This window comes from Brachybacterium sp. NPDC056505 (assembly GCF_042794925.1).
GTDB lineage: Bacteria > Actinomycetota > Actinomycetes > Actinomycetales > Dermabacteraceae > Brachybacterium > Brachybacterium kimchii.
The window spans coordinates 1-22,081 of the sequence record NZ_JBHTSV010000030.1 but is presented as its reverse complement, the minus strand read 5'-3'; the positions used below and the strand labels follow the sequence as shown (position 1 = coordinate 22,081).

Sequence of the window (22,081 nt, the reverse complement as noted above, 5' to 3'; positions counted from 1 at the left end):
TGCCCGCCGCACGCGGCGGACCCGGCTATTCTACGAGACCGGCGCACACCGGCGCAAAGCGGAGCCGTGAGCGACGCGCCACACTGACGGCGCGCCAACGTCGCCCGTCAGCAGGTCAGACCCTTCTCCGGCGAGGTGCCGTCCACGAGGTAGGCGTCCACGGCGTCCTCGACGCAGCCGCCGCTGCGGCCGTAGGCGGTGTGGCCGTCGCCGTCGAAGGTGATGAGCGTCGAGTTGTCGAGCTGGGAGTCGAGGCTCTTCGCCCACGCGTACGGGGTCGCGGGGTCGCGGGTCGTGCCGATCACGACGATCTGGTCGCTCCCCTTCGCGTGGACCTCGGCGGGCTCGCGCAGCGGCTTGACGGGCCAGGTGTCGCACATGGCCTGCGAGTAGTCGGTCATCCCCGCGGCCGGGTACTCCTTCAGCAGCCGAGCGCTCTCCTGCTTCTGCCAGTCCAGGGAGGCGACGCCGGGGTGGTCCAGGCAGTTCACGGCGTTGATCGCGTACAGGTCATTGCCCTTGTAGCTGCCGTCGTCCTGGCGGCCGGCGGAGAGGTCGGCGAGCGCGAGCAGGGTCGAGCCGTCGCCGTCGGAGGCGTCGCTGAGCGCCTGCACGCCCAGGCTCCAGTACTCGTCGCTGTACATCATCATCTGCACGCCGGCGGTCGCGAGCGCACCGGTGAGCGGACGGTCGGGGTCCTTGGTGCTGATCGGGTCGTCGGAGATCGAGTCGAGGAGGGCGGTGAGCTCCTTCGTGGCCTCCTCGGGCGTGGAGCCCGTGAGCGGGCAGTCGTCCCGCTCGATGCAGAACTTCGCGAACTGCTCGGTGGCCTGCTGGAAGCCCTTCGCCTGGCCCTCGACGATCTGGTCGCCGGTGAGGCTCGGATCCATGACGCCGTCGAGCACGAAGCGGCCCACGCGGTCCGGGTAGAGGTCGGCGTAGGTCGCCCCCAGGTAGGTGCCGTAGGAGAAGCCCAGGTAGTTCAGGGAGTCGTCGCCGACAGCCGATCGCAGCACGTCCATGTCCCGCGCGGCGGAATAGGTGTCGAGGTACGGCAGCAGATCGCCGGAGTCCTTCTCGCAGGCGTCGGAGATCTTCTGCATCCAGTTCAGGGACTTCTGCAGCCCCTCGGGCGTGCCGCCGTCGTAGGTGTCCGCGCGGTACTCATCGGTCTGCGAGTCGTCGAGGCACTCGATGCCCTCGGAGCGGGACACGCCCCGGGGGTCGAAGCTGATGAGGTCGTAGTTCTCGCGGACCTTCTGGCTGAACAGGTAGTCCGCGCTCTGGGCGAGGAAGTCGACGCCCGAGCCGCCGGGGCCGCCCGGGTTCGTGAGCAGCGACCCCTTCGCCTCGCCGGTCGCCGGCAGGCGCACGAGCGAGATCTCGACATCGCCCGCGCCCGGGTCGTCCCAGACCTTGGGGACCTTCACCGTCGCGCACTGCAGGCCCTGCACGGCGGCCTCGTCGAGCACGTCCTGCCCGCAGCCCTCCCAGACGGCGTCCTGGCCGTAGAAGTCGGCGTAGGCGGAATCCTCGGCGGGGTCCGACGGCAGGTCCTGCGCGTGGGACGTGCCGAGCTCGGCGAGCGCAGTGGTCGCGTCGCCCGAACCACCGCTCCCCGAGCCGCCGTCGCTCGAAGCGCCCGAGTCCGAGGCGCCCGAGCGTCCGTCGGCCCCGTCCTCTCCCCCGTCGAGCAGGCTGCATCCGGAGACCAGGAGGGCCGTCGCGGCGGCGCCGGCGAGAACGCGCAGGGCGCCTCGACGCGATCGGGTGCGCTGCATGGGGAAGCTCCTGGGGTGGGGTGCGGGGTGCCCGCCCATCCTAGGGGCGGGCACCCGCGGAAGCCCGTTCAGACGGGCCTTTCGGACGCCGGGTCAGCCGATCTCCCGGCGGGCCCAGCGCACGCCGCCGGCGACGAGCGGGATGAGGATCAGCAGCACGATCGCGCCGATCGCGGAGGCGGTCACGTCGCCGCGGGCGAGGGTGTCCGCGGAGCTCGTGAGGTCGACGTAGCGCATGACCTCCGCGACGGTCTCCGAGCCGAGGACGGCCACCATGGAGGTCGCGACGGTGACCACGAAGGGCAGCACGACCGAGATCACCATCGCGAGCGCGGTGCCCTGCAGCAGGGCCGCGCATCCGGCGGCGAACAGGGTGCCCAGCAGGAGCTCGAGGCCGGTGCTGCGCAGCATGCTGCCGACGTTCTCGAACGTGGACCCATCACCCGAGATGGCGCCCACGAGAGAGGCGAGTCCCAGCGCGGCGCCGAGGCCGATCGCGGTGACGACGAGCGCGATGATCAGCGCGGCGACGACCTTGGACAGCAGCACGCCGGTGCGGCGCGGGCGCAGCAGGAAGGTCTGCTGGATCGCGCCGGGCCACTCCCCGACCACGGTGAGCACCGTGAGCACGGGCAGGACGACGCCGAGGACGAGGCCGACGGCGACAATCGAGCCGTAGGCGATCACCGGCGAGTCCTCGAGGAGCAGCGGCTGCAGCGCGGTCGAGAGCAGGGCCATGCCGAGCACGGCGACGGCGCTGACGATGAGCAGGATGCGCATGGCCAGGGTGTCGAGCACCTGGCGCAGGTCGAGCAGCGGTCGGAAGGTGCCGGGGCCGGAGGCGCCGGCGGAGGTGCCGGCGGTGGCGAGCGCAGAGGATGCGGTGGTCATGATCAGGCCTCCTGGGAGGTGGTCGGTGCGGCGGCTGCGACAGTCGCCGGGGCGGGGCGCGGCGCCTGGCCGTCCTCGGTGAGGGAGAAGAAGACGTCCTCGAGGGAGCCGTCGCTCAGACGCTGCAGCTCGGTGAGGACGAGGCCGTGCTCGAGGGCCAGCCGGCCGACGTCGGCCGGCTCGAGGGCGAGGGTGAAGGAGCCGTCGCTGCCGCGGGTGGCGCCGACGCCGCTGGCCTCGACCGCGCGGCCCAGGGCCCCGGGGTCGAGGGCCGCGACGCGGGTGCCGCCCTGGGCGGTGACGTCCTCGAGACTGCCCTCGGCGACGAGCCGGCCGTGGGCGATCATGGCGACGCGGTCCACGGTGGCCTGCACCTCGGCGAGCTGGTGGCTCGAGAGCAGCACGGTGCCGCCGGCGTCGGCGAAGGAACGCAGGAGCCGGCGCATCCAGCGGATACCCTCGGGGTCCAGGCCGTTCGCGGGCTCGTCGAGGATGAGCGCGGCGGGGTCGCCGATGAGGGCGACGCCGATGCCGAGCCGCTGCCGCATGCCGTAGGAGTACCCGCGCACGCGCTTGCGGCCGGCCCCGGACAGGCCCACCATCTCCAGGACCTCGTCGGCGCGGGAGGCGGGCATGCCGCAGGTGCGGGCCGCCAGGCGCAGGGTCTCCAGGCCGGTGCGGCCGGGGTGCAGGGTGCGCGCGTCGAGCATGACGCCGATGACGCGGCCGGGCTGCGGGATCGTCCGGAAGGACATGCCGCCCACGAGCGCCGTGCCCGAGTCGGCCTCGGCGAGGCCGGTGAGGATCCGCAGGGTCGTGGACTTCCCGGCGCCGTTGGGGCCGAGGAAGCCGGTCACCGTGCCGGGTTCGCACAGCAGGTCGAGGCCGTCGACGGCCGTCTGCTCTCCGTAGGTCTTGCGCAGGGACTCGATGCGCAGGTCGACGCTCGCGTCGCTCCGACGGGTCCCTGCGGGCTCGGTGCCGCGAGCCTCGGTGGGGGTGCTGGTGGTGGTCATGGCTCCACCCTGTCGGTCGAGGGGCCGGGCGCGGATCCTCCCGCGGGTCCGCCGGCGACCGACTTTGGTCGCCTCGCACGACGGCGCGGGGTCGACCGAAGGTACGGCCGGACGGGACCGTCGCTCCCCAGCCGGTCGGACCGGCGCGCTCCCGGCCGGAGGCGCCGTCGGCCCTGGTTACAGTGGCCCGATGGAGGAGTGCGGATGAGGCGGCGGGCGGCATCGGACGAGCGCGCCGCGCGCGGGGCCGGGGCCGAGGTCCGCGACCGCGACGGCGCCGGATGGATCGGGCACGTCTGGGTCGATGTCGTGCTCGTGATCGCCGTGCTCGCCGAGGGGGTCGGGCGCGCCGTCTGGCACGTGCCCTTCAGCCACGGCGACGACCCGGTCGCGATCGGGGTGGGCGTCCTCGCGGGGCTCGCGCTGCTCGCGCGCCGCCGCACCTGGCGCTGGCTGCTGCCGCTCGTGCTCGTGGTCAACGTGCTGGGCGCCTCCCAGGTGGTGCTCGCGATCGCCTCCTTCGCGCTCGCCGGACGCCTGCGGGGACGCTGGCAGCCGCTCGGGGCGATGGCCCTCGCTGTGCTCACGGGCGTGCTCCCCCACCTCGCGAACCCGCTGCGCCCCGCGGTGGCGGGCGCGCTGGTGAGCGGCCTGGTCGCGGCGATCGCGGCGGTCGTCGGGATGTACCTGCGGGCCCGCGCCGACCTGCTCGCGGAGCTCACGGCGCGCGCGGAGGAGGCCGAGCACCGCCGGTCGACGGCCGAGCAGGACGCCCGGCGTGCCGAGCGCACGCGCATCGCCCGGGAGATGCACGACATCGTCGCGCACAAGATCTCGCTGGTCGCGCTGCAGGCCGGCGCGCTCGAGGTCAACCAGAACCTCGAGCGCGAGGAGGTCTCGCGCTCGGCCGGGCTGATCCGTCAGACCGCGGCCGACGCCCTCTCCGAGCTGCGCGAGGTGCTCGGCGTGCTGCGCGGCGAGGAGGAGGCCGCCCCGCTGAACCCGCAGCCCACCTGGGAGGACGTGCGGCGCCTCGTGGAGTCGACGAAGGAGGCCGGGGTGCAGGTGGAGCTGTTCGACTTCATCGACGACCCGGTCCCCGACGCCCTCGCGCGCACGGCCTACCGGGTGGTGCAGGAGGGGCTGACGAACATCCACAAGCACGCCCGGCACACGCGGGCGCGGATCGCGCTGATCGGCGAGCCGGGCGACGACCTGCTCATCGAGATCAGTAATGTGCTCCCGAAGGGGTTCACGACGGATCTGCCCGGGGCGCGGATGGGTCTCTCGGGCATCGAGACGCGGGTGACGCATGCCGGCGGCACGATCACGTCGGGCCCCACGGACGACGGACGTTTCGAGGTGAAGGCGGTGATCCCGTGGCCGATTCCGCAGGGATGAACGAGAGCCCGGCGAGCACCGGGGTGAAGAGGATCGCCCTGGTCGACGACGACTCGCTGGTGAGGGCGGGCCTCGCGATGATCCTGGGCGCGGATCCGGGCATCGAGGTCGTCGGCGAGGGGTCCGACGGCAATCAGGCGGTCACGCTCGTGCAGAAGCACCGGCCCGACGTGCTGCTGATGGACGTGCGGATGCCGGGCATGGACGGCATCGCCGCGACGCGGGCGGTGTGCGCGCAGTCGGAGCCGCCGAAGATCATCATGCTCACGACCTTCGACATGGACGAGTACGTCTTCGAGGCGCTCGAGGCCGGGGCCAGCGGGTTCCTGCTCAAGGACACTCCCCCGCAGGACCTGATCCGCGCCGTGCACGTGGTCGCCCAGGGGGACGCGATGCTCGCTCCCACGGTCACCCGGCGCATGCTCTCGCACTTCTCGCAGTCCAATCCCGGGACGCGCAGCGCCGAGCACGACGGCCTGGATCAGCTCACCGAGCGCGAGACGGAGGTGCTGGGGGCCGTCGGCGCCGGGCTGTCGAACGCGCAGATCGGCGAGCGCCTGTTCATGAGCGAGGCCACCGTGAAGGCGCACGTGTCGAAGATCTTCGCGAAGCTCGACTGCTCGAACCGCGTGCAGATCGCGATCATCGCCCACGAGGCCGGGCTGAGCGACGGGCTCGACGCCCCCGAGTGAGGGCTCCGCCCGAGAGCGGCGCCGACGGCTCAGCCCCAGCCGAGCTCGTGCAGACGCGACTCGGAGAGACCGAACAGGTGGCCGAGCTCGTGGAGCACGGTCACCCGGATCTCGGCGACGAGCGCCTCGCGGCTCGCGCTCACGCGCTGCAGGGGCCCGCGGAAGATGAGGATCCGATCGGGCTCGATGTAGCTGTCGAAGACGCTGCGCTGGTCCAGCGGGATGCCGTGGTAGATGCCCAGCAGCTCGGTGGCCTGGCGGCCGTCGCGCGCGGGATCGGGCTCCTCCTCGATGAGGATCACGACGTTCGACTCGGCGATCAGGCGCGCGGTCTCGTCCGGGAGCGAGTCGAGGGCGTCGTCGACGGCCTCCTCGAAGTCCTCGCGGGTGATGGCGATCATGCGCTCATCGAACCATTGCGGCCTGTGCCCGTGCCGCCCGGGGCGACATCGAGCGCGGCGGGATCGAGCGCTGCGGCATCGAGCGCGGCGGCATCGAGCGCGGCGAGCACCTCGCGTCCGCGCTCGGTGCGGGGGAACTCGTCGACGATGCGCGCGAGCTCCTCCCGGTCGGCGGCCGCGCCGAAGGCACCGGCGAACGGCTGCAGCCGCACGCCGCTGCGCAGGTCGCCGATGAGGAGCGGGTCGAAGCCGAGGGCGTCGACGATGCGCGCGGTCCGGTCGGCGTCCGCCGGGGCTCCCGCGATCGCGATCGCGAGGCGATCGGGTGCCCCGGCGGGGCGAGCCCTCTCGTCGAGGTCGTGGTAGCCCATGTGGTTCAGCGCCTTCACGACGTGAGACTCCGCCAGATGCTCCTGGACGAGCTCGCTCGTGGAGGCGGCCGGTCCGCCGAGCTCCTCGCTGATGCCGTCGGTCTCCCACCAGTGGTTCATCGCGTCGATCACGAGCGCGCCGCGCAGGGCGTCCGCCGGCAGCTCGCGGAACCTGCCCAGGGGCAGGGCGAGGATCACGGCGTCGGCGTCGCGAGCGGCCTCCTCGGGGCGCACCGCACGCGCACCGGGGGCGAGCACCGAGGTGATCAGGGCGATCGCCGCCGGGTCCCCGGATCCGGAGATCAGCACCTCGTACCCGGCCTCGAGCGCGCGGCGGGCGAGAACCGTGCCCACCTTCCCCGCGCCGAGGATCCCGAGGGTGCGGATCGGCGCGGAGGACCCTGCGCTGTCCGCGCTCATGCCGCCCCGTCCTCGCCCGATCGCTCGGACCCGGCGAGCATCTCGCGGACCATCGGCACCACCTGCGACCCGTAGAGCTCGACGGACTGGCGGCGCAGCGAGGGCAGGCTCTGCCCCGCGGTGTAGATGAAGTCGAAGCGCTGGACGTCCAGGGCGCGGATGTTGCGCACCATCTTCTCGGCGACCGTGCGGGGAGAGCCCACGTACAGCGCCCCGTGCTCGACCTCCTGCAGGAAGTGCTCCTCGGTCATGGCCGGCCAGCCGCGCTCGGCGCCGAGGCGGGCGTTGTGGGCCCGGTACGCGGGCCAGTACTCCTCGCGGGCCTGCTCGTCGGTGGCGGCGATGTGCCCGTGGGAGTGCATGCCGACCTGCTGCCGCGCCACCCCGAGCTGGTCGGCCGCGCGGTGGAAGAGGTCCACGTACGGGGCGAAGCGCTGGGGCTCGCCACCGATGATCGCGAGCATGAGCGGCAGGCCGTGGGCGGCGGCGCGCACGACGGACTGCGGGGAGCCGCCCACGCCGATCCAAGTGGGGATGCCGCCCTCGTGGTCGGTGCGCGGATAGACCTGCGCATCCTGCAGGCCGGGACGCGTGCTACCGGACCAGGTGACGGGCTGCTCCTTCATGAGCTCGATCCACATGCCGAGCTTCTCCTCGAAGAGCACCTCGTAGTCCTCCAGGGAGTACCCGAACAGCGGGAAGGACTCGGTGAACGACCCGCGGCCGAGGATGACCTCGGCGCGTCCCTCGGAGAGGGCGTCCACGGTCGCGAAGCGCTGGTAGACGCGCACGGGATCGTCGGAGCTGAGGACCGTGACGGCGCTCGAGAGATGGATGTCCTGCGTGCGCGTGGCGAGGCCCGCGAGCAGGGTCTCCGGGGCGGAGATCGCGTAGTCGTCGCGGTGGTGCTCGCCGACGGCGAAGACGTCGAGCCCCGTCTGGTCCGCGATGATCCCCTCCTCGAGGACGTGCCGGAGCGACGCGGCCTCGCCGAGGGTCCGTCCCTTCTCATCGACCATGACGTCCCCGAAGGTGTCGACGCCGAGCGTGATCCGGTCCATGTGCTCTCCTCCTCGTGCCGCGGGATCCCAACCTGATGCCGGTTCGTTGAGAGGTCAACTATTTCGCGGGGCCGCTTCTTCCCTCAGCACCCTCGATGTCGCGTACGCCGCATCGCCCCGGAAGGCGGTCGCGGCCGTCGCGGGGCGATCGGTATGCTTCCCCCGGGCCCCCATCGTCTAGCGGCCCAGGACACTGGCCTTTCACGCCGGCGACACGGGTTCGAATCCCGTTGGGGGTACGACTGGACGGCTCCGGATCCGGGGTCGGGACCACCGCCGCGAGCACCGGGAACGGGCACTGCGAGGTGTTTCACAGGCCGAGTGGTCGAGGGCCCGGAAAAGGTCCGGTAGAGTTGTCCAGGTCGGAAACGCGAGAGCGCGGACGACGAGAATGGCCCTGTAGCTCAGTTGGTTAGAGTGCCGCCCTGTCACGGCGGAGGTCGCCGGTTCAAGCCCGGTCAGGGTCGCCCCGCACGAGAGGCCCCGGAGCAGATGCTCCGGGGCCTCTCGCCGTCTCGGCCGTCACGTCCGCATCCGGACGTCGAGAGCCATCTCCCGCCGTCACCCGCTGGTGGCCCACGAGCGGCGCGCGCGTCCTAGGGTCGAAGGATGAGCACGCACCTCCAGAACCACCGCATCCGCCTCGCCGCGCGCCCGCACGGAGAGCCCACGGACGCGGACTACCAGCACGACATGGTGGACGTCCCCTCCCCCGCCGAGGGACAGGTCCTCCTGCGCACACGGTTCCTCTCGCTCGACCCGTACGTGCGCGGGCGCATGAGCGACGCCGAGTCCTACGCCGCCCCCATGGAGATCGGGGACGTGATCGTGGGCGCGACCGTGTCGGAGGTCGTGGAGTCCGCCGCCGACGGATTCAGCGCCGGCGACACGGTGCTCTCCTACGGCGGCTGGCAGGAGTACAGCGTGGAGGCGGCGGAGGGCCTGCGTCGACTCGACCCCGCGAGCGCACCGGTCACCACCGCGCTCGGCGTGCTGGGGATGCCCGGCTTCACCGCCTACGCGGGGCTGCTCGCGATCGGCCGGCCGCAGCCCGGGGAGACCGTGGCTGTGGCCGCGGCCACCGGACCGGTGGGCTCGGCCGTGGGACAGATCGCACGGGTCCTCGGAGCGCGCGCGGTGGGCATCGCCGGCGGCGAGCGCAAGGTCGAGCGCATGCGGGAGCTCGGATTCGACGCCGCGCTGGACCACCGGGCACCCGGCCTCGGCGCCCGCCTCGCCGACGCCGCGCCCGACGGCATCGACGTGTACTTCGAGAACGTCGGCGGCGCCGTCTGGGACGCCGTGCTCCCCCACCTCAACGAGTTCGCGCGCGTGCCCGTGTGCGGCCTCGCCGCGAGCTACAACGCGACCGCCCTCCCCGAGGGGCCGGACCGCAGCGGCGAGCTGATGGGAGCGGTGCTGCGCAAGAGCCTGACGCTGCGAGGCTTCATCCAGCGCGAGTTCGCGCCCACGATGTTCGAGGACTTCCTGCGGGACATGACCGGCTGGGTCGCGAGCGGGCAGGTCCGCTACCTCGAGGACATCCACGAGGGACTCGACAGCGCCCCCGACGCCTTCCTGGGGATGCTGCGCGGCGCGAACCTCGGGAAGACGATCGTGCAGGTCTCCTGACGCGCCGCCCCGTGGCATGCCTCTCACCCGCGCCGTCCGGTTGGGAGCACCGCACGCCGACTGCTAGCCTTGTCGTCGGTCGCCCTCGGCGATCACGGCTCTGTAGCTCAGTTGGTAGAGCGTTCGACTGAAAATCGAAAGGTCACCGGATCGACGCCGGTCGGAGCCACCAGCAGGACACGAAACCCCCGGTCAGCCGGGGGTTTCGTCGTTCCGTGGGCCGGGACGAGGTTGGCGGCCCATCATCTACCCATCACTTTCAGCCCGACTGGATGACGCCGGACAGCGCCTCCGCCATGACCGAGCCGGCCCGGGTGTCGCCCGCCAGAGTGTTCATGTAGACGTCCTGGGTGAGGGACGGGTTCGCGTGGCCGAGGTAGGCCGCGATCTCCGTGGCCGACATCCCGGCCCGGTCCAGCATGGTCGCCGCCGTCTTGCGGAACGTGTGGGTGGACAGCTTCGGGTATCCCAGGCCCTCGCGGACCTCGCGCAGCTCGCGCTGCGTGTTCGACGGGTCGCGCAGGCGCATCAGCACGGTCGGGAACAGCAGGTTCGTCTCGGCCTTCAGGCGCTCGTGGCGGCGCGCCAGCAGGTCGGTGGTGGCCCTCGGCAGCGGGGTGGTCCTCGCCGAGGAGTCCGTCTTGGGCACTCCCTGGCGGACGATCCCCCTGCCCTTCACGCGGACGTTGGTCGCCTCGACGGTCGCGGTGGACGCCTCGAAGTCGACGGAGGAGACGTCCAGGGCGCACGCCTCTCCGACCCGCCATGCGGAGGCGAGCATGAATTCGAAGAGCTCCACGGTGTCCTGCTCGACGAGGGAGGGAGTCGCGCGGATCGCCCGCATGAGGGCGGGCAGATCCTCGGGCGCGATGGCGGAGGACCCCTTCTTCCCCCTCGGCCGGGAGAGCCGTTCGACGTCGTGGACGGGATTTCGGTCGGCCGCCCCGTTGGACACCGCCAGTGCCATCATCCCCGACAGGGCCGAGCGGCAGTTCTTCGCCGCTCCGGGCCCGGAGTCGCGGCTGGTCGCGTTGAGGAAGGTGGACAGGCGCGACGGCGTCGCCTCGGCGATCGTGAGGTCGCCCAGTCGGGGGACGATGTGCGCGCCGACGGCGTAGCCGTAGGTCTCCAGCGTGCCGTCGGAGCGGCCCATGTCGCGCTTGTGGTCCAAGAAGAGCGCACCGAGGGCCTTGAGCGTCGTCGTCGGCTTGAGCATGTCGCCGCGCGCCGCCTCCACGTCCAGCAGGGCCCTCTTGAGCGCGGCCTCGGCCTTCGCCGCCGTCGGGCGCGTGCGTTCGACCAGTCGGGACTTGCCGTCGGCGAAGCGGTACCGGGTGCGCGCCCGCCAGCGCCCCCCTCCGGACAGCTCGACGGTGCTGATCTTCCCGTAGGTGCCGATCTCCTGCCTGGGACGGGGCATCAGGCCCCCTCCTCGAGGCACCTCTCCACCCAGGCGTCGACGTCGGCCTGACGCCAGCGGACCGAGGAGCCGATCTTCAGGGCGCGGGGCAGGGACTCGCCCAGCGACCTCATGCGGTAGATCGACGAGGCGGAGATGCCCAGCTGCTCGGACAGGTCGTCCACGGTGAGCAGCTTCGACGGCGTGAGCGCCGCGGCGGTCGTGGTCATGCGTACCTCCTGATGTACACGTTCTAGCACTTGTGGACGATAGTAGGGGTTGCTCCAATCATTTTGCAAACGCTGTAATCTGTGGGGATGACGACCGTGACGCTGAACGAGGCCGTGGGCTCCTACGCCGCCAGGACGCGCGCCGAGCACGGGGCGACGCTGGACCGCGTCGCGGGGCTGGCGCGCCCGTACGGGGCGACGTGGTCCGCCTCGAGCGTGCGCAACATCGAGCAGGGCACCGCCTCGCTGGGCCTGACCACGCTGCTCCACCTGGCGCTGGCCCTGCAGGGCCTCACCGGGAGGCCGCACACGCTCTCCGACCTGCTCGGCGACGCCGAGGCCGTGTACCTGGGCAACCGCCGACGGAACCCGGTCAGGCGGGAGTGGTTCGACCGCGTCCTCGCCGGCGCGGAGCTCGCGCTATCCCCGGACGACGTGCCCGAGGCGTCCGACTGGGAGGGCGGAGCGGACGAGGGCGAGCCGAGCCTGGCCGAGCAGCGCGCCTCGAAGAGGCTGGGGATCACGCCAGAGCGGCTGCAGCGATGGGCCGAGCGGCTGTGGGGGCACGCCCTGGACGCCGAGGCGGCGCGCAGGGCGGGCGACGACTCCACGCCGCAGGCACGGGGCCGCGTCACGCGGATCCTGGTGCAAGAGGTGCGGACGGCCATCGACGAGGAGGAGCGGTGACCACGGACGAGGGCTCCACGAACCAGGGCGACGACCCGATCGTCGTCGATCAGGCTACGTACTGGCGGCTCTTCGACAAGGCGCGGAGCCGGCTGGGCGACCCGGACGCCACGGAGGCCTCCAAGGAGAGGGCGCGGGAGATCCTGCGCATGCTGGGCGAGGACGTCGAGAGGATCGAGGCGGAAGCGCGCCCGCGCCGGTTCATGGAGGTGCGGGACCCCGTCAAGCGCAAAGAGTTCATCGAAGGGTCCTGGGAGGACCTGCGCGCGCCCGACAGCACGCCGTTCTCCAGGGGCCTGGCACGGGAGCGGCTGAGGATGCTGGGCGTGGACCCGGACGCGGAAGAGGGCGACGCAGGCGGCGGGCAAGAGGGCTGAGGACGGTCCGACCGGTGGAGCGGGGCCGCCGATCGGCCTCCGGCCGCCGGGGCCTGCAGCCCCTCAGGCTAGGCCCGGCCTCCGGCCGGGGAAGGCCAGTCCGCTCGCTCCGCTCGCGGGTTGCCTCAGGGAGGAGGGGCGGGAGGGATGTGCCGGGCGAGGCCGGGCGGAGCGGCGTGGCGCGGGCCACAGGCAGCACAGAGGATTTCTACCTCTCGTCCCCGGCGGTCGGCGGGAGGGATGAGCGCAGACAGACGAAGGGCCCCGGCTTCGCAGCCGGGGCCCACCTCGATCATTCCCATCCACCCGGCGAGTTAGCGGCTCATATACCAGGTGAACTTGAAAGTGTTTCCAGCGACCAGCTTACCAGGTAGCGACTATCTGCGTCAATCGAGGTAGATCACGGAAAATCGGGGTGGACCGAAGCATCCGCCCAGGGGCAGACCGAGGTCGTTCGCTCGTGCGGCCTGAGGTCGGCCGGCGGAGAGCAGGAGAGCAGACGGAGAGCACCCTGCTCTCCGCCGTGATCCATGAGATTCCGGGGCGAACGACCTGTGGAGAGCACGGAGAGCACGTTTGAGAGTCCGACGTGCATGACCGTGTGTGTTTTTTCTGCATACGCGGATGGCGCACACACCCCAAAAAAAAACACGCACACGCGTGTGGGGCCCGTCGGCCGGGTCATGCTCTCCTGCTCTCCCGACTCTCCCCACGCGCTGCGATCCCCGGACTTCCGGGCCAGACGCCTGGAGAGCACGCGGAGAGCTTCCTGTCGCCCTTGCTCTCCTGCTCTCCCGTCCGGAGAGCTACAGGAGTCCCTGCGCCTTCGCCCGTTTGATCCAGTTGGTGGCCGTGCGTGCCTGCAGCCCGAGCGCGGTGGCCACGGCTTTCGCCGGCGGCTCCCTCACGACCTCGGCGAGGCGGTAGATGGTGGCCGCGTCCTGGACGGTCGGGGCTGGCCGCTCCTGCTCTGCTGATTCCCTGAGCGTGTCCATCTCGGGAGCGACGAACGATGCGACCGAGGGCGTGAGCGCCGCGTCGTCGGTGTCGAACACCCTGGGTAGCACCCAGCGCAGGATGCTCAGCGGCGCGATGCGGCGCAGCAGCACCCCCGTGACCTCCCCTGCGTCCGAAGCGGTGATCGAGAGTCCGCGCAACCTGTACCGGCCCGCCTTGGCGTCGTAGACCGCTTCGACCTCGACCCGGACCCCCTCCACCTCGGAGTCGGTGGCTCCTTGAACGGCTTCGGCGGGCAGGGACTGTAGCGGCCCCTCGGCCCGCACCCAGGTCGGCATCACGACGCCCGGGATCGGCTCGACGGTGTCGGTGCCATCGGGCAGGCGGAGGTCCCATGTCGGCTCTGGCGTCACGGACCACCCGCGCTCGGCGAGGTCGGTCATCGGTGTGATCGGCATGGCCGGGAGCCTACTACCCGGCTCTGACACAGGTACGAAGCGGCAGTTCACGGCACTCGGTGTTCCTAGTGTTGTCATTACTGCGCATCTTGTGTAGAGTGGAGTCATTCCCACCGCTGACACGACAAGGAACGCCATGACTGATCTTGAGTTCGAAGACGACTTCATCGACGAGACCGAGGCTGCACAGCTCCTCCGTCGGGCCGTCCGTACTCTCCGGCTCGACCGTTACAACGGCGAGGGCCCTGCGTACATCAAGGCCGGTCGCACCGTGCTGTACCGCCGGAGCACCGTGCTCGCCTGGCTGGCGGCTCAGGAGCGTCCTGCGGCCGAGCTGGCCCACCGCGCCGTCAGCGCGTGAAAAGGGCTTCTGCCCCCTCTTAGACCTTCAGATCATTTCCATCCGCCTGGCGAGTTAGCGGCTCGTACGCCAGGCACGCTTGAAAGGCATCGCCATGTTCGAATACGACGACGAGCTCGACGCCGAGCCCGTGTGGTCCGAGCCCGAGGTCGACGACCTCGGCGACTACTCCGACCTCGCCGACGAGCACGCCCGCGAGCTCGCCGACAGCGCCGTCCCGGCCTCTGTGGCCGCGGAGCAGGGCGTGTTCACCGCCTACGCTGCCGAGGACCTGCCCGCATGGGCCCGCTGGATCTACGAGGCCAACGGCGACGCCGTGCTTCCCGCCATCGTCTACCCGATGACCCAGCCCGACGGCTCCGAGACCGGCCAGGTCAAGCCCGCGCCCGGCAGCGTGACGAACGCCGACGGGCACGTGCTCAAGTACGTTTCTCCCGGGCGGAACGACAACCCGGTCAAGCTCTCCGCGCTGCGTGAGGTCGACGCGCCGGAGAAGGTGCTGATCGTCGAGGGCGTGAAGCAGGCCCTGGCCGCGCTGGCCTGGGCACCCGAGACCTGGTCGATCTACCGGATCGCCGGCATCTGGTCGTGGATGGTCGCCGGTGACGGCGACGAGCCCGGATCCCCGACCGAGCAGCTGTCCGTGGTCCTGGACCAGGACGTCGTGATCGTCCCCGACGCCGACGCCAAGTCCAACCCCCGCGTGTTCGACGGCGCGAAGGCCCTCGGCGACGCGTGCAAGGACTTCGGTGCCAAGAGCGCGCGCTTCGCCCGTCTGCCCGGCGCTGGCAAGGAGGGGGTCGACGACCTGCTGGCCGCGTGCGCCGACGACGAGAAGCGGCGGAACCTGCTCAAGGCCTGGGTGAAGAACTCCAAGGCCAAGCCGGCCGACCTCGACAAGCGGCAGCTGAACCAGCTGCGCTCCCGGCTTGCCGAGGATCGCGCGGAGGAGGACCTCGAGGCCGTGTTGAGCGACGAGGGTGCCTTCGAGGGCCGGCGCGGCATCGACGTCGGGTCCGACCCCCGCCAGGTCACGCTCGACCTTTTCGAGGAGCTGTCGCTGAAGCGCGGCGGCACCACCGTCTTCAAGCGCAACAGCGGCATGGTGCGCCTCGAGCGCAACGACGCCGGCGCGCTGGTCTCCAACGAGCTCGGGATGCACGGGCTGCACAAGGAACTGCTGAACGTCGCCTGCCCCTACACGCTGGTCAAGAACGAGCCCAAGCGGGTCGTGCTCGGCAACGCCCTCCTCGGCATCGTCGCCGACCACTGGAACGAGCTCCCCCAGCTCCAGGGCGTCACCCGCACCCCCGTCGTCCGCCCCGACGGCACGGTCAACGCCGCCAACGGCTACGACGCGGAGACCGGCATGGTGCTCGACCTGACCGAGGACGTCCTCGGTCTGGAGGTCCCGGAGCACCCCTCGGACTCCGACCTTAAGGACGCCGTGTCGCTGCTGCGCGACGACCTCTTCGCCCCCGACGGGGCTGGCGGCTATGACGGCTGGGTCTTCAAGGACGTCTCCGACCAGGCCAACGCCCTCGCCGCGCTGATCACGCCGACCGTGCGCGCCATGACCGGGCCCGCCCCGCTGTTCCTACTCGACGGCCTCCAGCCCGGCGTGGGCAAGGGCGGTGCCGTCGACACGATCTCCAAGATCTGCTTCGGCACGCACGCCAAGCCCCAGGCGACCCCGAAGTCCGACGAGGAGATGGACAAGCGGATCTCGGCGGCGCTGCTGGACAGCGCGGACTCGATCATCCTCGACGAGGTGCAGGACGAGGACGGCACCTGCCGCCTGGAGTCGGCCGCCCTGCGCGCGGCGCTGACCGCGGAGGTCTACAGCGGCCGGGAGCTGGCCAAGACGCGGATGCTAAGCCTGCCCAACCTCGCCACGTGGTTCGGCCTGGGAAACAACGTCCAGGTTCCCCGCGACATGGCCCGCCGCGTCGTCCCGATCCGGCTCTCCTCCGACCGCCCCGACCTCGAGAACCGTGACTACTTCCGCCACGACCTCGGCGTCTGGATCCCGCAGATGCGCGGGAAGCTCCTCGCCGCCGTGCTGACGATGGTGCGCGCCTGGTTCGACCGCGGCCAGCCCGAGGCTCCGCGGTCCTTCGGCTTCGCCTCGTTCTCCACGTGGCAGCGGGTGCTGGGCGGCATCCTCCACCTGGCCGGCGTGGAGGGCTTCCTCGGCAACGTCATGGAGGTCCGGCAGAGCGCCGACAGCGAGGCCGTGGACAACCTCGAGCACTGGACCTGGGTCGAGTCGGCGTTCCCGGCGGGCACCCGCTTCGGCGCGGGCGAGGTCATCAAGCAGGCCAAGCTCGACCCCGACGCGCCCCCGCCGTATGGCCGCTCCTGGGACGAGCTCGACGCCCGCGGGCTGTCGGCCTACTACGGCCAGCACCCCAAGTGGTACGGCGACCTGCGGATCCGCCACGACGGGAAGCTGCACGGCAGCGGCAAGGCCTACGTCATCGACGTGCTGCCCTCGAACGTGGCCCCGATCCCGAGCACCGTCGCCTCAGCGCCGACGTCCGCTCCTTCGCCGTCTTCGGATCTGCGCCCGGCCGCCGGTGCCGCCCCCGGCGAGGTCATCGAGTTCACCGACCGCAAGGGCTTCAAGCTCACTGTGCCCCGGGCGATGCCGCCCATGAGGGGCAAGACCATCGCCGAGCTGGGAGAGGAGGACGCCTGATGAGCAAGACGATCGTCTACTTCGACCTCGAGACAGCAGACGCCGAGAGGCTGTGGGACTACGGCCCCGGCTTCGTCCGGATCGCCTCCGTGGCCGTCAACGGCGGCGACGCCTACACGACCACCGACATCGACGGTCTCGTGGAGCTGCTCCACAGCGCCGACCTCGCGGTGGCCCACAACGGCCTTGGCTTCGACCTGCTCGCCCTCGAGCGCTACCACGGCCTCGACCTGGCCCGCCTGGTCGAGGAGGGCCGGGTGCTGGACACCCTCCTCGTGGTTCGCCAGAACGACCCTCCGCTGCCGGCGAAGGTCGACGGCAAGCGCTACGACCTGGACTCGGTGTGCAAGCGGATGGGCATCGGCGGCAAGCTCGCCTCCGGTGACGGCTCCGTGCTGAAGAAGCTGGCCCGCGAGCACGGCGGCTACGACCGCATCCCGGTCGACCACCCCGACTACCTCGCCTACGCGCTCGAGGACGTCGAACTGCTGCGCGAGCTGTGCAAGCGTCTCGCGGTCGACGACTACTGCTGGCGCGAGACCCACGTGATGTACCGGCTCAGCCGCATCTCGAAGTACGGGTTCCGCGTCGACGTGCCGCTGGCGGAACGTCTGATCGCCGAGCAGGACGCACGCGTCGAGGCGCTCAAGCAGGAGCTGCACGAGCGCTACGGCCTCCCGCTCACGGGCAAGAAGCCCCAGCTGTCCAAGGCCGGGAAGACCGCGCTGGAGGCGGCGTTCCGCGACTGCGGTGTCGAGCCTCCCTTGACGGACAAGGGCAACTTCGGCACCGGCAAGGAGCTGCTGGACCGGGTGCTCGAGGAGAACCCGGGCAACGAGAGGCTCGCGTCGCTGTGCATGGTGCTGCGCTCGATGAACGGGGAGCGCTCCGTCGCCGGGACGATCCACGACTGCACGAAGGCCGACGGGCGGGTCCACCCGCACATCAGCGCCGAGCAGGGCTCCGGGAGGATCTCGGTGACGAAGCCCGGCCTGACGGTCTTCGGCAAGCGCGACCGGAAGAACGGCCTGGAGAGGGCGCTGCTGCTGCCCGACGAGGGCGACGTGCTCATCGGGGCGGACCTGTCCCAGATCGACGCCCGCGCCATGGCCGTGCACAGCCAGGACGAGGGCTACATCGCCGCCCTGGAGCCCGGCAAGGACCTGCACGACGAGATGGCCGCCGCCGTCTTCGGGGAGTCCGGCTGGGACCGCAGCGCCGGCCACCACCCCCGCCGGGGCGAGGCCAAGGCGATCACGCACGCGACCTCCTACGGCATGGGGGCCGCCGGGCTCGCCAAGTACGCCGGCTGCACCCTGCCGGAGGCCGAGGCGCAGCTGACGGCGCTGGCGGTGCAGTTCCCGAAGCTGGACGCCTACAAGCGGTTCATCCGCGACGAGGGCCGTCGCCAGGTCCTGGAGAACGCCTTCGGACGCCGCATGCGCGTCGAGCCGGGCAAGGAGCACACGAAGGCCCCCGCCTCGATGGGGCAGGGCACCGCGCGGGACCTGCTCATGGAGGGCATCCTGCGCCTGCCGACGTGGCTGCTCCGGTGCCTGAGGGCGATCATCCACGACGAGATCATCCTCTCCGTCCCCGAGGCCCGGGCCGACGAGGCCGAGACCGCGGTGCTGGGGGCCCTGCAGTTCCCTTACCTCATCGAGCAGGGGGCGCTCGAGGTGCCGGTCCTGGCCGGCCTCTGCGATCGCGGAAGGGACTGGGCCGACTGCTACCGGACCGACCACGCCGGCTGGCCCGAGATCGCCTGGGAGCACCGCCAGCAGCCCACCTGCGACGACGCCGATTGCACCTGGCACACCGCCCCCGACACCACCACGAACGCCGCCTGAGCGGCGAGGAGAAGGAGAATCGACATGAAGATCCGCGACATCCCGATCAACCGCCAGCTCCGCGAGAACCCCGAGCTCCGGGCCAGTGTCGATGCCCGCGCGGCATCGGCGGGCATCACGAACGAGACGTGGCCCTACGGCGCGAACAACAACCTGTTCACCCGGGACCGCCTGCTGGACTGGGCCATCGGCCATGACCTGCGCCTGGCCAGGAAGCGCGACTGGTGCCTGCACTGGCTGGTGGGCGTCCGGTGCCCCGACACGGCCTGCAAGTCCGTCTACTTGCGTGATCAGCTCACTGCGATCTCGCCCGACCACGGGTTCGGTGACCTCAGCGCCGCGGGGATCGAGCTCGGCAACACGGCGACGTCGGATTGGCTCGACCACGTGACGCTCTGGACGCGCGGCGGCAGCCCCGCCGCGATCGTGGCCCAGCCGTACGGCCTCTGCGACGAGTACCGCGAGGGGCTCCTCAAGCTCGGCACCAAGCCCGGCCTGCGCGTGGAGATCGACGACGCCGGCGGGTGGTACGGCATGGGCACTACGTGGGTCGCGATCTGGCGCGACGGAGAGGTGCGGTTGCCGTCGCCTTCGCTCGTGTGCGACTCCTGCGGGGCCGTACGGAGCGGGTCGTGGTGGGTCAACCGCGAGACGCACGTCCTCCGCTGCCTTAAGTGCGCGATCGCCGAGGGCCTGACCGGTCCTCGTCCGCGCGACCGCGAGAACAGCCCGTGGCTGGAGGCCCGCCGTCGGGAGGTCACCCGATGGTTGCGCGGAGCCCAGTTCCTCTTCGACGCCCCGGCCAAGGACCAGGAGGACCTGTGATGGAGACTGCGAACCGCGCCCCGAGGTGGGCCACCCGACTTGCGATCCTCCTCGTGGCCGTCCTGACGGTCACCGCGTTCGGCATGTCCTTCGTCGCACTGCAGGACCTCATGGGCCGCACGGGTGCGAACCCGGCGGTCGCAGCCGGCCTGCCCGTGATCGTCGACGGCGCGATCGTCGTCGGGATGCTGCTGCTGTTCGTGCTGCACGACCGCCGCAGCAAGGGCGTCGCATGGGTGCTGCTGATCGGCTTCGCGGCGGTCTCCCTGGTCTGCAACGGCGTCCACATCGCCGTGGTGTTCGACCCGGCCCGCGGGCTCGGCCTGCCGTTCGCGATCTTCCTCGGCACGCTGCCCCCGCTGGCCCTGCTGACCACCAGCGAGGCCCTGGTCTGCCTCCTGACGCGCTCGGGGCCCGAGGAGGCGGACGAGGCCGCCGAGGAGCAGGAAGAGGCCGAGCAGGCCGCCGAGGCCCTGCCGTCGGCGCTCCCAGCCCCCGCCGCGCCGGTCGCAGCGCCGGATCCCGTGGCGACCCTGGTCGAGGAACCTGCGGAACCGGCTGCGGAGCCCCTCGCAGGGCCCGCGGTGGCCGCTGGCGAGCCCGCTGTTGAAGAGCGGTTCGACGAGGCCCTGCTGCAAGGCCCTTCGCAGGCCCCTCTCGCAGCCTGCGAGGACGCCATCCGCACCCACGAGGCCGGTGCGGACGATCCCGTCGCAACCGAGGGTGCGGACCGCGCGGCAGGACTCCAGGTCGTCCGCCCCGAGCCCCCGACGCCGACGGAACCGGCCGATCAGGTCGCCTGGATCCTCGACGAGGCCAGGGCCGGCCGCGAGGTCACCTGGAAGGTCGTGGCCGAGCGGCTGGGCCTCACGGACCGCACGGCGCAGTACCGGCTCACGACCGCCCGCAAGAAGGACCCCGAGGCCTTCGCGGCCTGAGCACCCGAAACCCCAGCGAAAGGAACCCACCATGTTCAGCACCAGCCCCTCCACGATCCTCAAGCGCATGGCGGCGAACCGCCGCCGGTACGCGGCGCGCCAGGCCCGCCTCGAGCTCAAGATCCTCCGCGCGGCCGAGCAGGAGGAGGCCCGGGCCGAGGCGCTGCGCCGCCTCCGTGCGCAGGAGGCCGCCGCACGGACGATCCGCCCCGCCGGGCTGGCCGACCCCGGAACCATCGACCGCGAGGCCGCAGACGGCCCCCTGACGGCCCCGGAGCCGCTCCCGCGGGACCGGGAGGGCCAGGTCGACTGGATCGCCCAGCGGGCCCGTGAGGGCCGCGAGACGGGCACCGCGGACCGCGTCGGGCTCTTCCGGGACGCCGGGGTCCTCATGAGCAAGAGGACCGTCCAGAGGCGCGCCGCCGAGGCCCGCGCCCAGCACCCCGAGGCCTTCGCCGCCCACCCGAGCGTCCCCACCCCCTGAGGGGCCTTCCGGCCCTTCGGCCAAGCATGGCCCGCGCGGAGCGCGGAGCCCGGTTGAGCACCACGAACCACCACCGAACCGAACACGAAGGAGAACACCATGGCCACCACCGAGGACGAGGGGTTCCGCGTCAGCGACGACGGCCTCGTCAACGACACCGGCTGGACCCGCCACCTCGCGGCGGAAGCCGCCGCCTGCGCTGCCGCTCCGGCGACGCCCCGCACGCCCTCCGCTCCCGCTCCGGACGAGCGGGAGGTGCGCGGGCCCGATCCCTACGAGGACGACACGGTCTGGCCGAAGGTCGGGCAGGTTTGGTACGTCATCGGCGAGCACCGCAGTGTGCGGTTCGTGACCGCCAGGTCCGGCGTCAAGGGCGGCACGATCCACTGGGTCAGCAAGCATCGCACGTCGCCGCTCCCGGTGTTCGGCACCGCGCCGCTGAAGAACTGGATGCGCGAGAACGAGTTCGTCCACGACGACATGGACGACTGGTACGCCGAGCTGCTCGAGAAGCATGGCGTGATCCCCTCCGCTGCCGCTGCGGAGGCCGAGGCGAAGGACGACGAGACCACCAACGAGAACAACGAGAACAAGGAGATTTGATCATGAAGAGCACCAACGCGCGCGACGCGAAGATCATCGAGCTGCGCCGCCGGCTCGAGGAGGCGGAGGCCGAGGCCCGCGCCGAGGAGAGGGCCGAGCAGAAGGAGATCGAGAAGGCCAAGAAGCTGGCCGGGGACGCCCACACCAGGGCCGTGCTGGGCCTGTACGAGCTGCTCGGGATCGAGCCCGAGGTGCCCAACGTCCGCAGGGTCAGGGGCGAGGAGCGCGAGGTCGCCGTGGACCGCGACGAGAAGCTGCGCTCCTCCCGGCTGCTGGCCTTCGTCGAGGGCCTGGTCGACGGGGCCGACGAGGGGCTCTTGGAGCGCCTGCGCGACGAGGACGAGTCCGGCCGCCAGGAGCGCCGCCCCAAGCCCAAGGGGCGCGCTGCGGGCACGGCCACCGATCTGCCCGTCGGTGAGGCCTCCGAGCCGGAGGCCGACGGCGGGGAGGAAGGGCAGGACGGCGACGAGCGCCGGTCCTGGTCGGCGTAGACGCCGCAGCACCGCAGGGTCGAACGGGGAAGCCCCGGCCCGCCACGACGGCGG

At 71.6% G+C, this 22,081-nt stretch carries 22 protein-coding genes and 3 tRNA genes; 16 read left to right on the top strand and 9 right to left on the bottom strand.

Annotated features, from left to right (window positions below):
* Positions 1-107: 107 nt before the first annotated feature.
* The 3 genes from ACFQ53_RS13545 to ACFQ53_RS13535 all read right to left on the bottom strand — a co-directional run bounded on the left by ACFQ53_RS13545 (position 108) and on the right by ACFQ53_RS13535 (position 3,688).
* Entirely contained in the window at positions 108-1,781 is a 1,674-nt protein-coding gene (locus tag ACFQ53_RS13545) for an alpha/beta hydrolase (protein WP_377860519.1), read from the bottom strand.
* A 93-nt stretch (positions 1,782-1,874) separates the two neighbouring features.
* Complete coding sequence (locus ACFQ53_RS13540) at positions 1,875-2,672, bottom strand: hypothetical protein (protein WP_377860517.1); 798 nt, start codon at positions 2,670-2,672, stop codon at positions 1,875-1,877.
* Between the two features lie 2 nt (positions 2,673-2,674).
* A complete protein-coding gene (locus tag ACFQ53_RS13535; protein WP_377860515.1) occupies positions 2,675-3,688 on the bottom strand; it encodes an ABC transporter ATP-binding protein in 1,014 nt (337 codons plus the stop codon).
* Between the two features lie 204 nt (positions 3,689-3,892).
* Here ACFQ53_RS13535 and ACFQ53_RS13530 point away from each other — a divergent pair, with 204 nt between their 5' ends.
* Together ACFQ53_RS13530 and ACFQ53_RS13525 are read left to right on the top strand one after the other, a co-directional pair.
* The gene (locus ACFQ53_RS13530) at positions 3,893-5,089 is read left to right on the top strand and encodes a sensor histidine kinase (RefSeq protein WP_249480920.1); all 1,197 of its coding nucleotides are present in this window, start codon (positions 3,893-3,895) and stop codon (positions 5,087-5,089) included.
* Positions 5,086-5,781 carry a response regulator gene (locus ACFQ53_RS13525; protein WP_377860562.1) on the top strand — a complete coding sequence of 232 codons (696 nt, stop codon included), beginning with the start codon at positions 5,086-5,088 and terminating at the stop codon, positions 5,779-5,781. Before ACFQ53_RS13530 ends, ACFQ53_RS13525 begins: the two co-directional genes overlap by 4 nt.
* A gap of 29 nt (positions 5,782-5,810) precedes the next feature.
* On the opposite strand, the gene ACFQ53_RS13520 is transcribed toward ACFQ53_RS13525, so the two are convergent.
* From ACFQ53_RS13520 to ACFQ53_RS13510, 3 genes are read right to left on the bottom strand one after another with little or no spacing between them, the layout of a single operon-like run.
* On the bottom strand, positions 5,811-6,182 hold the full coding sequence (locus ACFQ53_RS13520; protein ID WP_377860512.1) for a metallopeptidase family protein: 372 nt from the start codon (positions 6,180-6,182) through the stop codon (positions 5,811-5,813).
* A complete protein-coding gene (locus ACFQ53_RS13515; protein ID WP_377860510.1) occupies positions 6,179-6,973 on the bottom strand; it encodes an NADPH-dependent F420 reductase in 795 nt (264 codons plus the stop codon). Before ACFQ53_RS13515 ends, ACFQ53_RS13520 begins: the two co-directional genes overlap by 4 nt.
* Positions 6,970-8,034 (bottom strand): LLM class flavin-dependent oxidoreductase, encoded by a 1,065-nt coding sequence (locus ACFQ53_RS13510; RefSeq protein WP_377860508.1) that lies wholly within the window; start codon positions 8,032-8,034, stop codon positions 6,970-6,972. Before ACFQ53_RS13510 ends, ACFQ53_RS13515 begins: the two co-directional genes overlap by 4 nt.
* A 166-nt stretch (positions 8,035-8,200) precedes the next feature.
* Here ACFQ53_RS13510 and ACFQ53_RS13505 point away from each other — a divergent pair.
* The 4 genes from ACFQ53_RS13505 (at position 8,201) to ACFQ53_RS13490 (ending at position 9,838) form a co-directional block, all read left to right on the top strand.
* Positions 8,201-8,273: transfer RNA gene (locus tag ACFQ53_RS13505), tRNA-Glu, on the top strand.
* Positions 8,274-8,427: 154 nt separating this feature from the next.
* A tRNA-Asp gene (locus ACFQ53_RS13500) sits at positions 8,428-8,501 on the top strand.
* Positions 8,502-8,643: 142 nt separating this feature from the next.
* Entirely contained in the window at positions 8,644-9,666 is a 1,023-nt protein-coding gene (locus ACFQ53_RS13495) for an NADP-dependent oxidoreductase (protein ID WP_377860506.1), read from the top strand.
* Positions 9,667-9,762: 96 nt separating this feature from the next.
* Positions 9,763-9,838, top strand: a tRNA-Phe gene (locus ACFQ53_RS13490).
* Positions 9,839-9,925: 87 nt separating this feature from the next.
* On the opposite strand, the gene ACFQ53_RS13485 is transcribed toward ACFQ53_RS13490, so the two are convergent.
* Both ACFQ53_RS13485 and ACFQ53_RS13480 read right to left on the bottom strand, forming a co-directional pair.
* Positions 9,926-11,086 (bottom strand): tyrosine-type recombinase/integrase, encoded by a 1,161-nt coding sequence (locus ACFQ53_RS13485; protein WP_377860504.1) that lies wholly within the window; start codon positions 11,084-11,086, stop codon positions 9,926-9,928.
* Entirely contained in the window at positions 11,086-11,295 is a 210-nt protein-coding gene (locus ACFQ53_RS13480) for a helix-turn-helix transcriptional regulator (RefSeq protein WP_377860502.1), read from the bottom strand. The genes ACFQ53_RS13485 and ACFQ53_RS13480 overlap by 1 nt, the downstream gene beginning before the upstream one ends.
* Before the next feature lie 87 nt (positions 11,296-11,382).
* Between ACFQ53_RS13480 and ACFQ53_RS13475 the strand changes: the two genes are divergently transcribed.
* Together ACFQ53_RS13475 and ACFQ53_RS13470 are read left to right on the top strand one after the other, a co-directional pair.
* On the top strand, positions 11,383-11,982 hold the full coding sequence (locus tag ACFQ53_RS13475) for a hypothetical protein (RefSeq protein WP_377860500.1): 600 nt from the start codon (positions 11,383-11,385) through the stop codon (positions 11,980-11,982).
* Positions 11,979-12,359: a hypothetical protein gene (locus ACFQ53_RS13470; protein WP_377860498.1), complete on the top strand. Its 381-nt coding sequence runs from the start codon at positions 11,979-11,981 to the stop codon at positions 12,357-12,359. The genes ACFQ53_RS13475 and ACFQ53_RS13470 overlap by 4 nt, the downstream gene beginning before the upstream one ends.
* Before the next feature lie 806 nt (positions 12,360-13,165).
* Here the strand turns inward: ACFQ53_RS13470 and ACFQ53_RS13465 are convergent.
* A complete protein-coding gene (locus ACFQ53_RS13465; RefSeq protein ID WP_377860496.1) occupies positions 13,166-13,774 on the bottom strand; it encodes a hypothetical protein in 609 nt (202 codons plus the stop codon).
* Positions 13,775-13,910: 136 nt separating this feature from the next.
* Here ACFQ53_RS13465 and ACFQ53_RS13460 point away from each other — a divergent pair, with 136 nt between their 5' ends.
* The 8 genes from ACFQ53_RS13460 (at position 13,911) to ACFQ53_RS13425 (ending at position 22,027) form a co-directional block, all read left to right on the top strand.
* Entirely contained in the window at positions 13,911-14,135 is a 225-nt protein-coding gene (locus tag ACFQ53_RS13460; RefSeq protein WP_377860494.1) for a helix-turn-helix transcriptional regulator, read from the top strand.
* Positions 14,136-14,229: 94 nt separating this feature from the next.
* A complete protein-coding gene (locus ACFQ53_RS13455) occupies positions 14,230-16,836 on the top strand; it encodes a hypothetical protein (RefSeq protein WP_377860492.1) in 2,607 nt (868 codons plus the stop codon).
* Entirely contained in the window at positions 16,836-18,686 is a 1,851-nt protein-coding gene (locus ACFQ53_RS13450; protein WP_377860490.1) for a DNA polymerase, read from the top strand. Before ACFQ53_RS13455 ends, ACFQ53_RS13450 begins: the two co-directional genes overlap by 1 nt.
* A 24-nt stretch (positions 18,687-18,710) precedes the next feature.
* Entirely contained in the window at positions 18,711-19,511 is an 801-nt protein-coding gene (locus tag ACFQ53_RS13445; RefSeq protein ID WP_377860488.1) for a hypothetical protein, read from the top strand.
* Positions 19,511-20,449, top strand: coding sequence for a DUF2637 domain-containing protein (locus ACFQ53_RS13440; RefSeq protein WP_377860486.1), 939 nt, complete (start codon positions 19,511-19,513; stop codon positions 20,447-20,449). Before ACFQ53_RS13445 ends, ACFQ53_RS13440 begins: the two co-directional genes overlap by 1 nt.
* A gap of 31 nt (positions 20,450-20,480) precedes the next feature.
* Complete coding sequence (locus ACFQ53_RS13435) at positions 20,481-20,933, top strand: hypothetical protein (protein ID WP_377860484.1); 453 nt, start codon at positions 20,481-20,483, stop codon at positions 20,931-20,933.
* 99 nt (positions 20,934-21,032) lie between these two features.
* Positions 21,033-21,536, top strand: coding sequence for a hypothetical protein (locus tag ACFQ53_RS13430; RefSeq protein ID WP_377860482.1), 504 nt, complete (start codon positions 21,033-21,035; stop codon positions 21,534-21,536).
* 2 nt (positions 21,537-21,538) lie between these two features.
* Positions 21,539-22,027, top strand: coding sequence for a hypothetical protein (locus tag ACFQ53_RS13425; RefSeq protein WP_377860480.1), 489 nt, complete (start codon positions 21,539-21,541; stop codon positions 22,025-22,027).
* The last annotated feature ends 54 nt before the right edge of the window (positions 22,028-22,081 follow it).

Bases quoted from the DNA above. Each gene is read 5' to 3' on its own strand.
- ACFQ53_RS13480 (WP_377860502.1), bottom strand. From the start codon at position 11,295: ATGACCACGACCGCCGCGGCGCTCACGCCGTCGAAGCTGCTCACCGTG.
- ACFQ53_RS13525 (WP_377860562.1), top strand. From the start codon at position 5,086: ATGAACGAGAGCCCGGCGAGCACCGGGGTGAAGAGGATCGCCCTGGTC.
- ACFQ53_RS13535 (WP_377860515.1), bottom strand. From the start codon at position 3,688: ATGACCACCACCAGCACCCCCACCGAGGCTCGCGGCACCGAGCCCGCA.
- ACFQ53_RS13495 (WP_377860506.1), top strand. From the start codon at position 8,644: ATGAGCACGCACCTCCAGAACCACCGCATCCGCCTCGCCGCGCGCCCG.
- ACFQ53_RS13540 (WP_377860517.1), bottom strand. From the start codon at position 2,672: ATGACCACCGCATCCTCTGCGCTCGCCACCGCCGGCACCTCCGCCGGC.
- ACFQ53_RS13440 (WP_377860486.1), top strand. From the start codon at position 19,511: ATGGAGACTGCGAACCGCGCCCCGAGGTGGGCCACCCGACTTGCGATC.
- ACFQ53_RS13475 (WP_377860500.1), top strand. From the start codon at position 11,383: ATGACGACCGTGACGCTGAACGAGGCCGTGGGCTCCTACGCCGCCAGG.
- ACFQ53_RS13460 (WP_377860494.1), top strand. From the start codon at position 13,911: ATGACTGATCTTGAGTTCGAAGACGACTTCATCGACGAGACCGAGGCT.
- ACFQ53_RS13435 (WP_377860484.1), top strand. From the start codon at position 20,481: ATGTTCAGCACCAGCCCCTCCACGATCCTCAAGCGCATGGCGGCGAAC.
- ACFQ53_RS13515 (WP_377860510.1), bottom strand. From the start codon at position 6,973: ATGAGCGCGGACAGCGCAGGGTCCTCCGCGCCGATCCGCACCCTCGGG.
- ACFQ53_RS13430 (WP_377860482.1), top strand. From the start codon at position 21,033: ATGGCCACCACCGAGGACGAGGGGTTCCGCGTCAGCGACGACGGCCTC.
- ACFQ53_RS13425 (WP_377860480.1), top strand. From the start codon at position 21,539: ATGAAGAGCACCAACGCGCGCGACGCGAAGATCATCGAGCTGCGCCGC.
- ACFQ53_RS13445 (WP_377860488.1), top strand. From the start codon at position 18,711: ATGAAGATCCGCGACATCCCGATCAACCGCCAGCTCCGCGAGAACCCC.
- ACFQ53_RS13485 (WP_377860504.1), bottom strand. From the start codon at position 11,086: ATGCCCCGTCCCAGGCAGGAGATCGGCACCTACGGGAAGATCAGCACC.
- ACFQ53_RS13520 (WP_377860512.1), bottom strand. From the start codon at position 6,182: ATGATCGCCATCACCCGCGAGGACTTCGAGGAGGCCGTCGACGACGCC.
- ACFQ53_RS13455 (WP_377860492.1), top strand. From the start codon at position 14,230: ATGTTCGAATACGACGACGAGCTCGACGCCGAGCCCGTGTGGTCCGAG.
- ACFQ53_RS13530 (WP_249480920.1), top strand. From the start codon at position 3,893: ATGAGGCGGCGGGCGGCATCGGACGAGCGCGCCGCGCGCGGGGCCGGG.
- ACFQ53_RS13545 (WP_377860519.1), bottom strand. From the start codon at position 1,781: ATGCAGCGCACCCGATCGCGTCGAGGCGCCCTGCGCGTTCTCGCCGGC.
- ACFQ53_RS13450 (WP_377860490.1), top strand. From the start codon at position 16,836: ATGAGCAAGACGATCGTCTACTTCGACCTCGAGACAGCAGACGCCGAG.
- ACFQ53_RS13465 (WP_377860496.1), bottom strand. From the start codon at position 13,774: ATGCCGATCACACCGATGACCGACCTCGCCGAGCGCGGGTGGTCCGTG.
- ACFQ53_RS13510 (WP_377860508.1), bottom strand. From the start codon at position 8,034: ATGGACCGGATCACGCTCGGCGTCGACACCTTCGGGGACGTCATGGTC.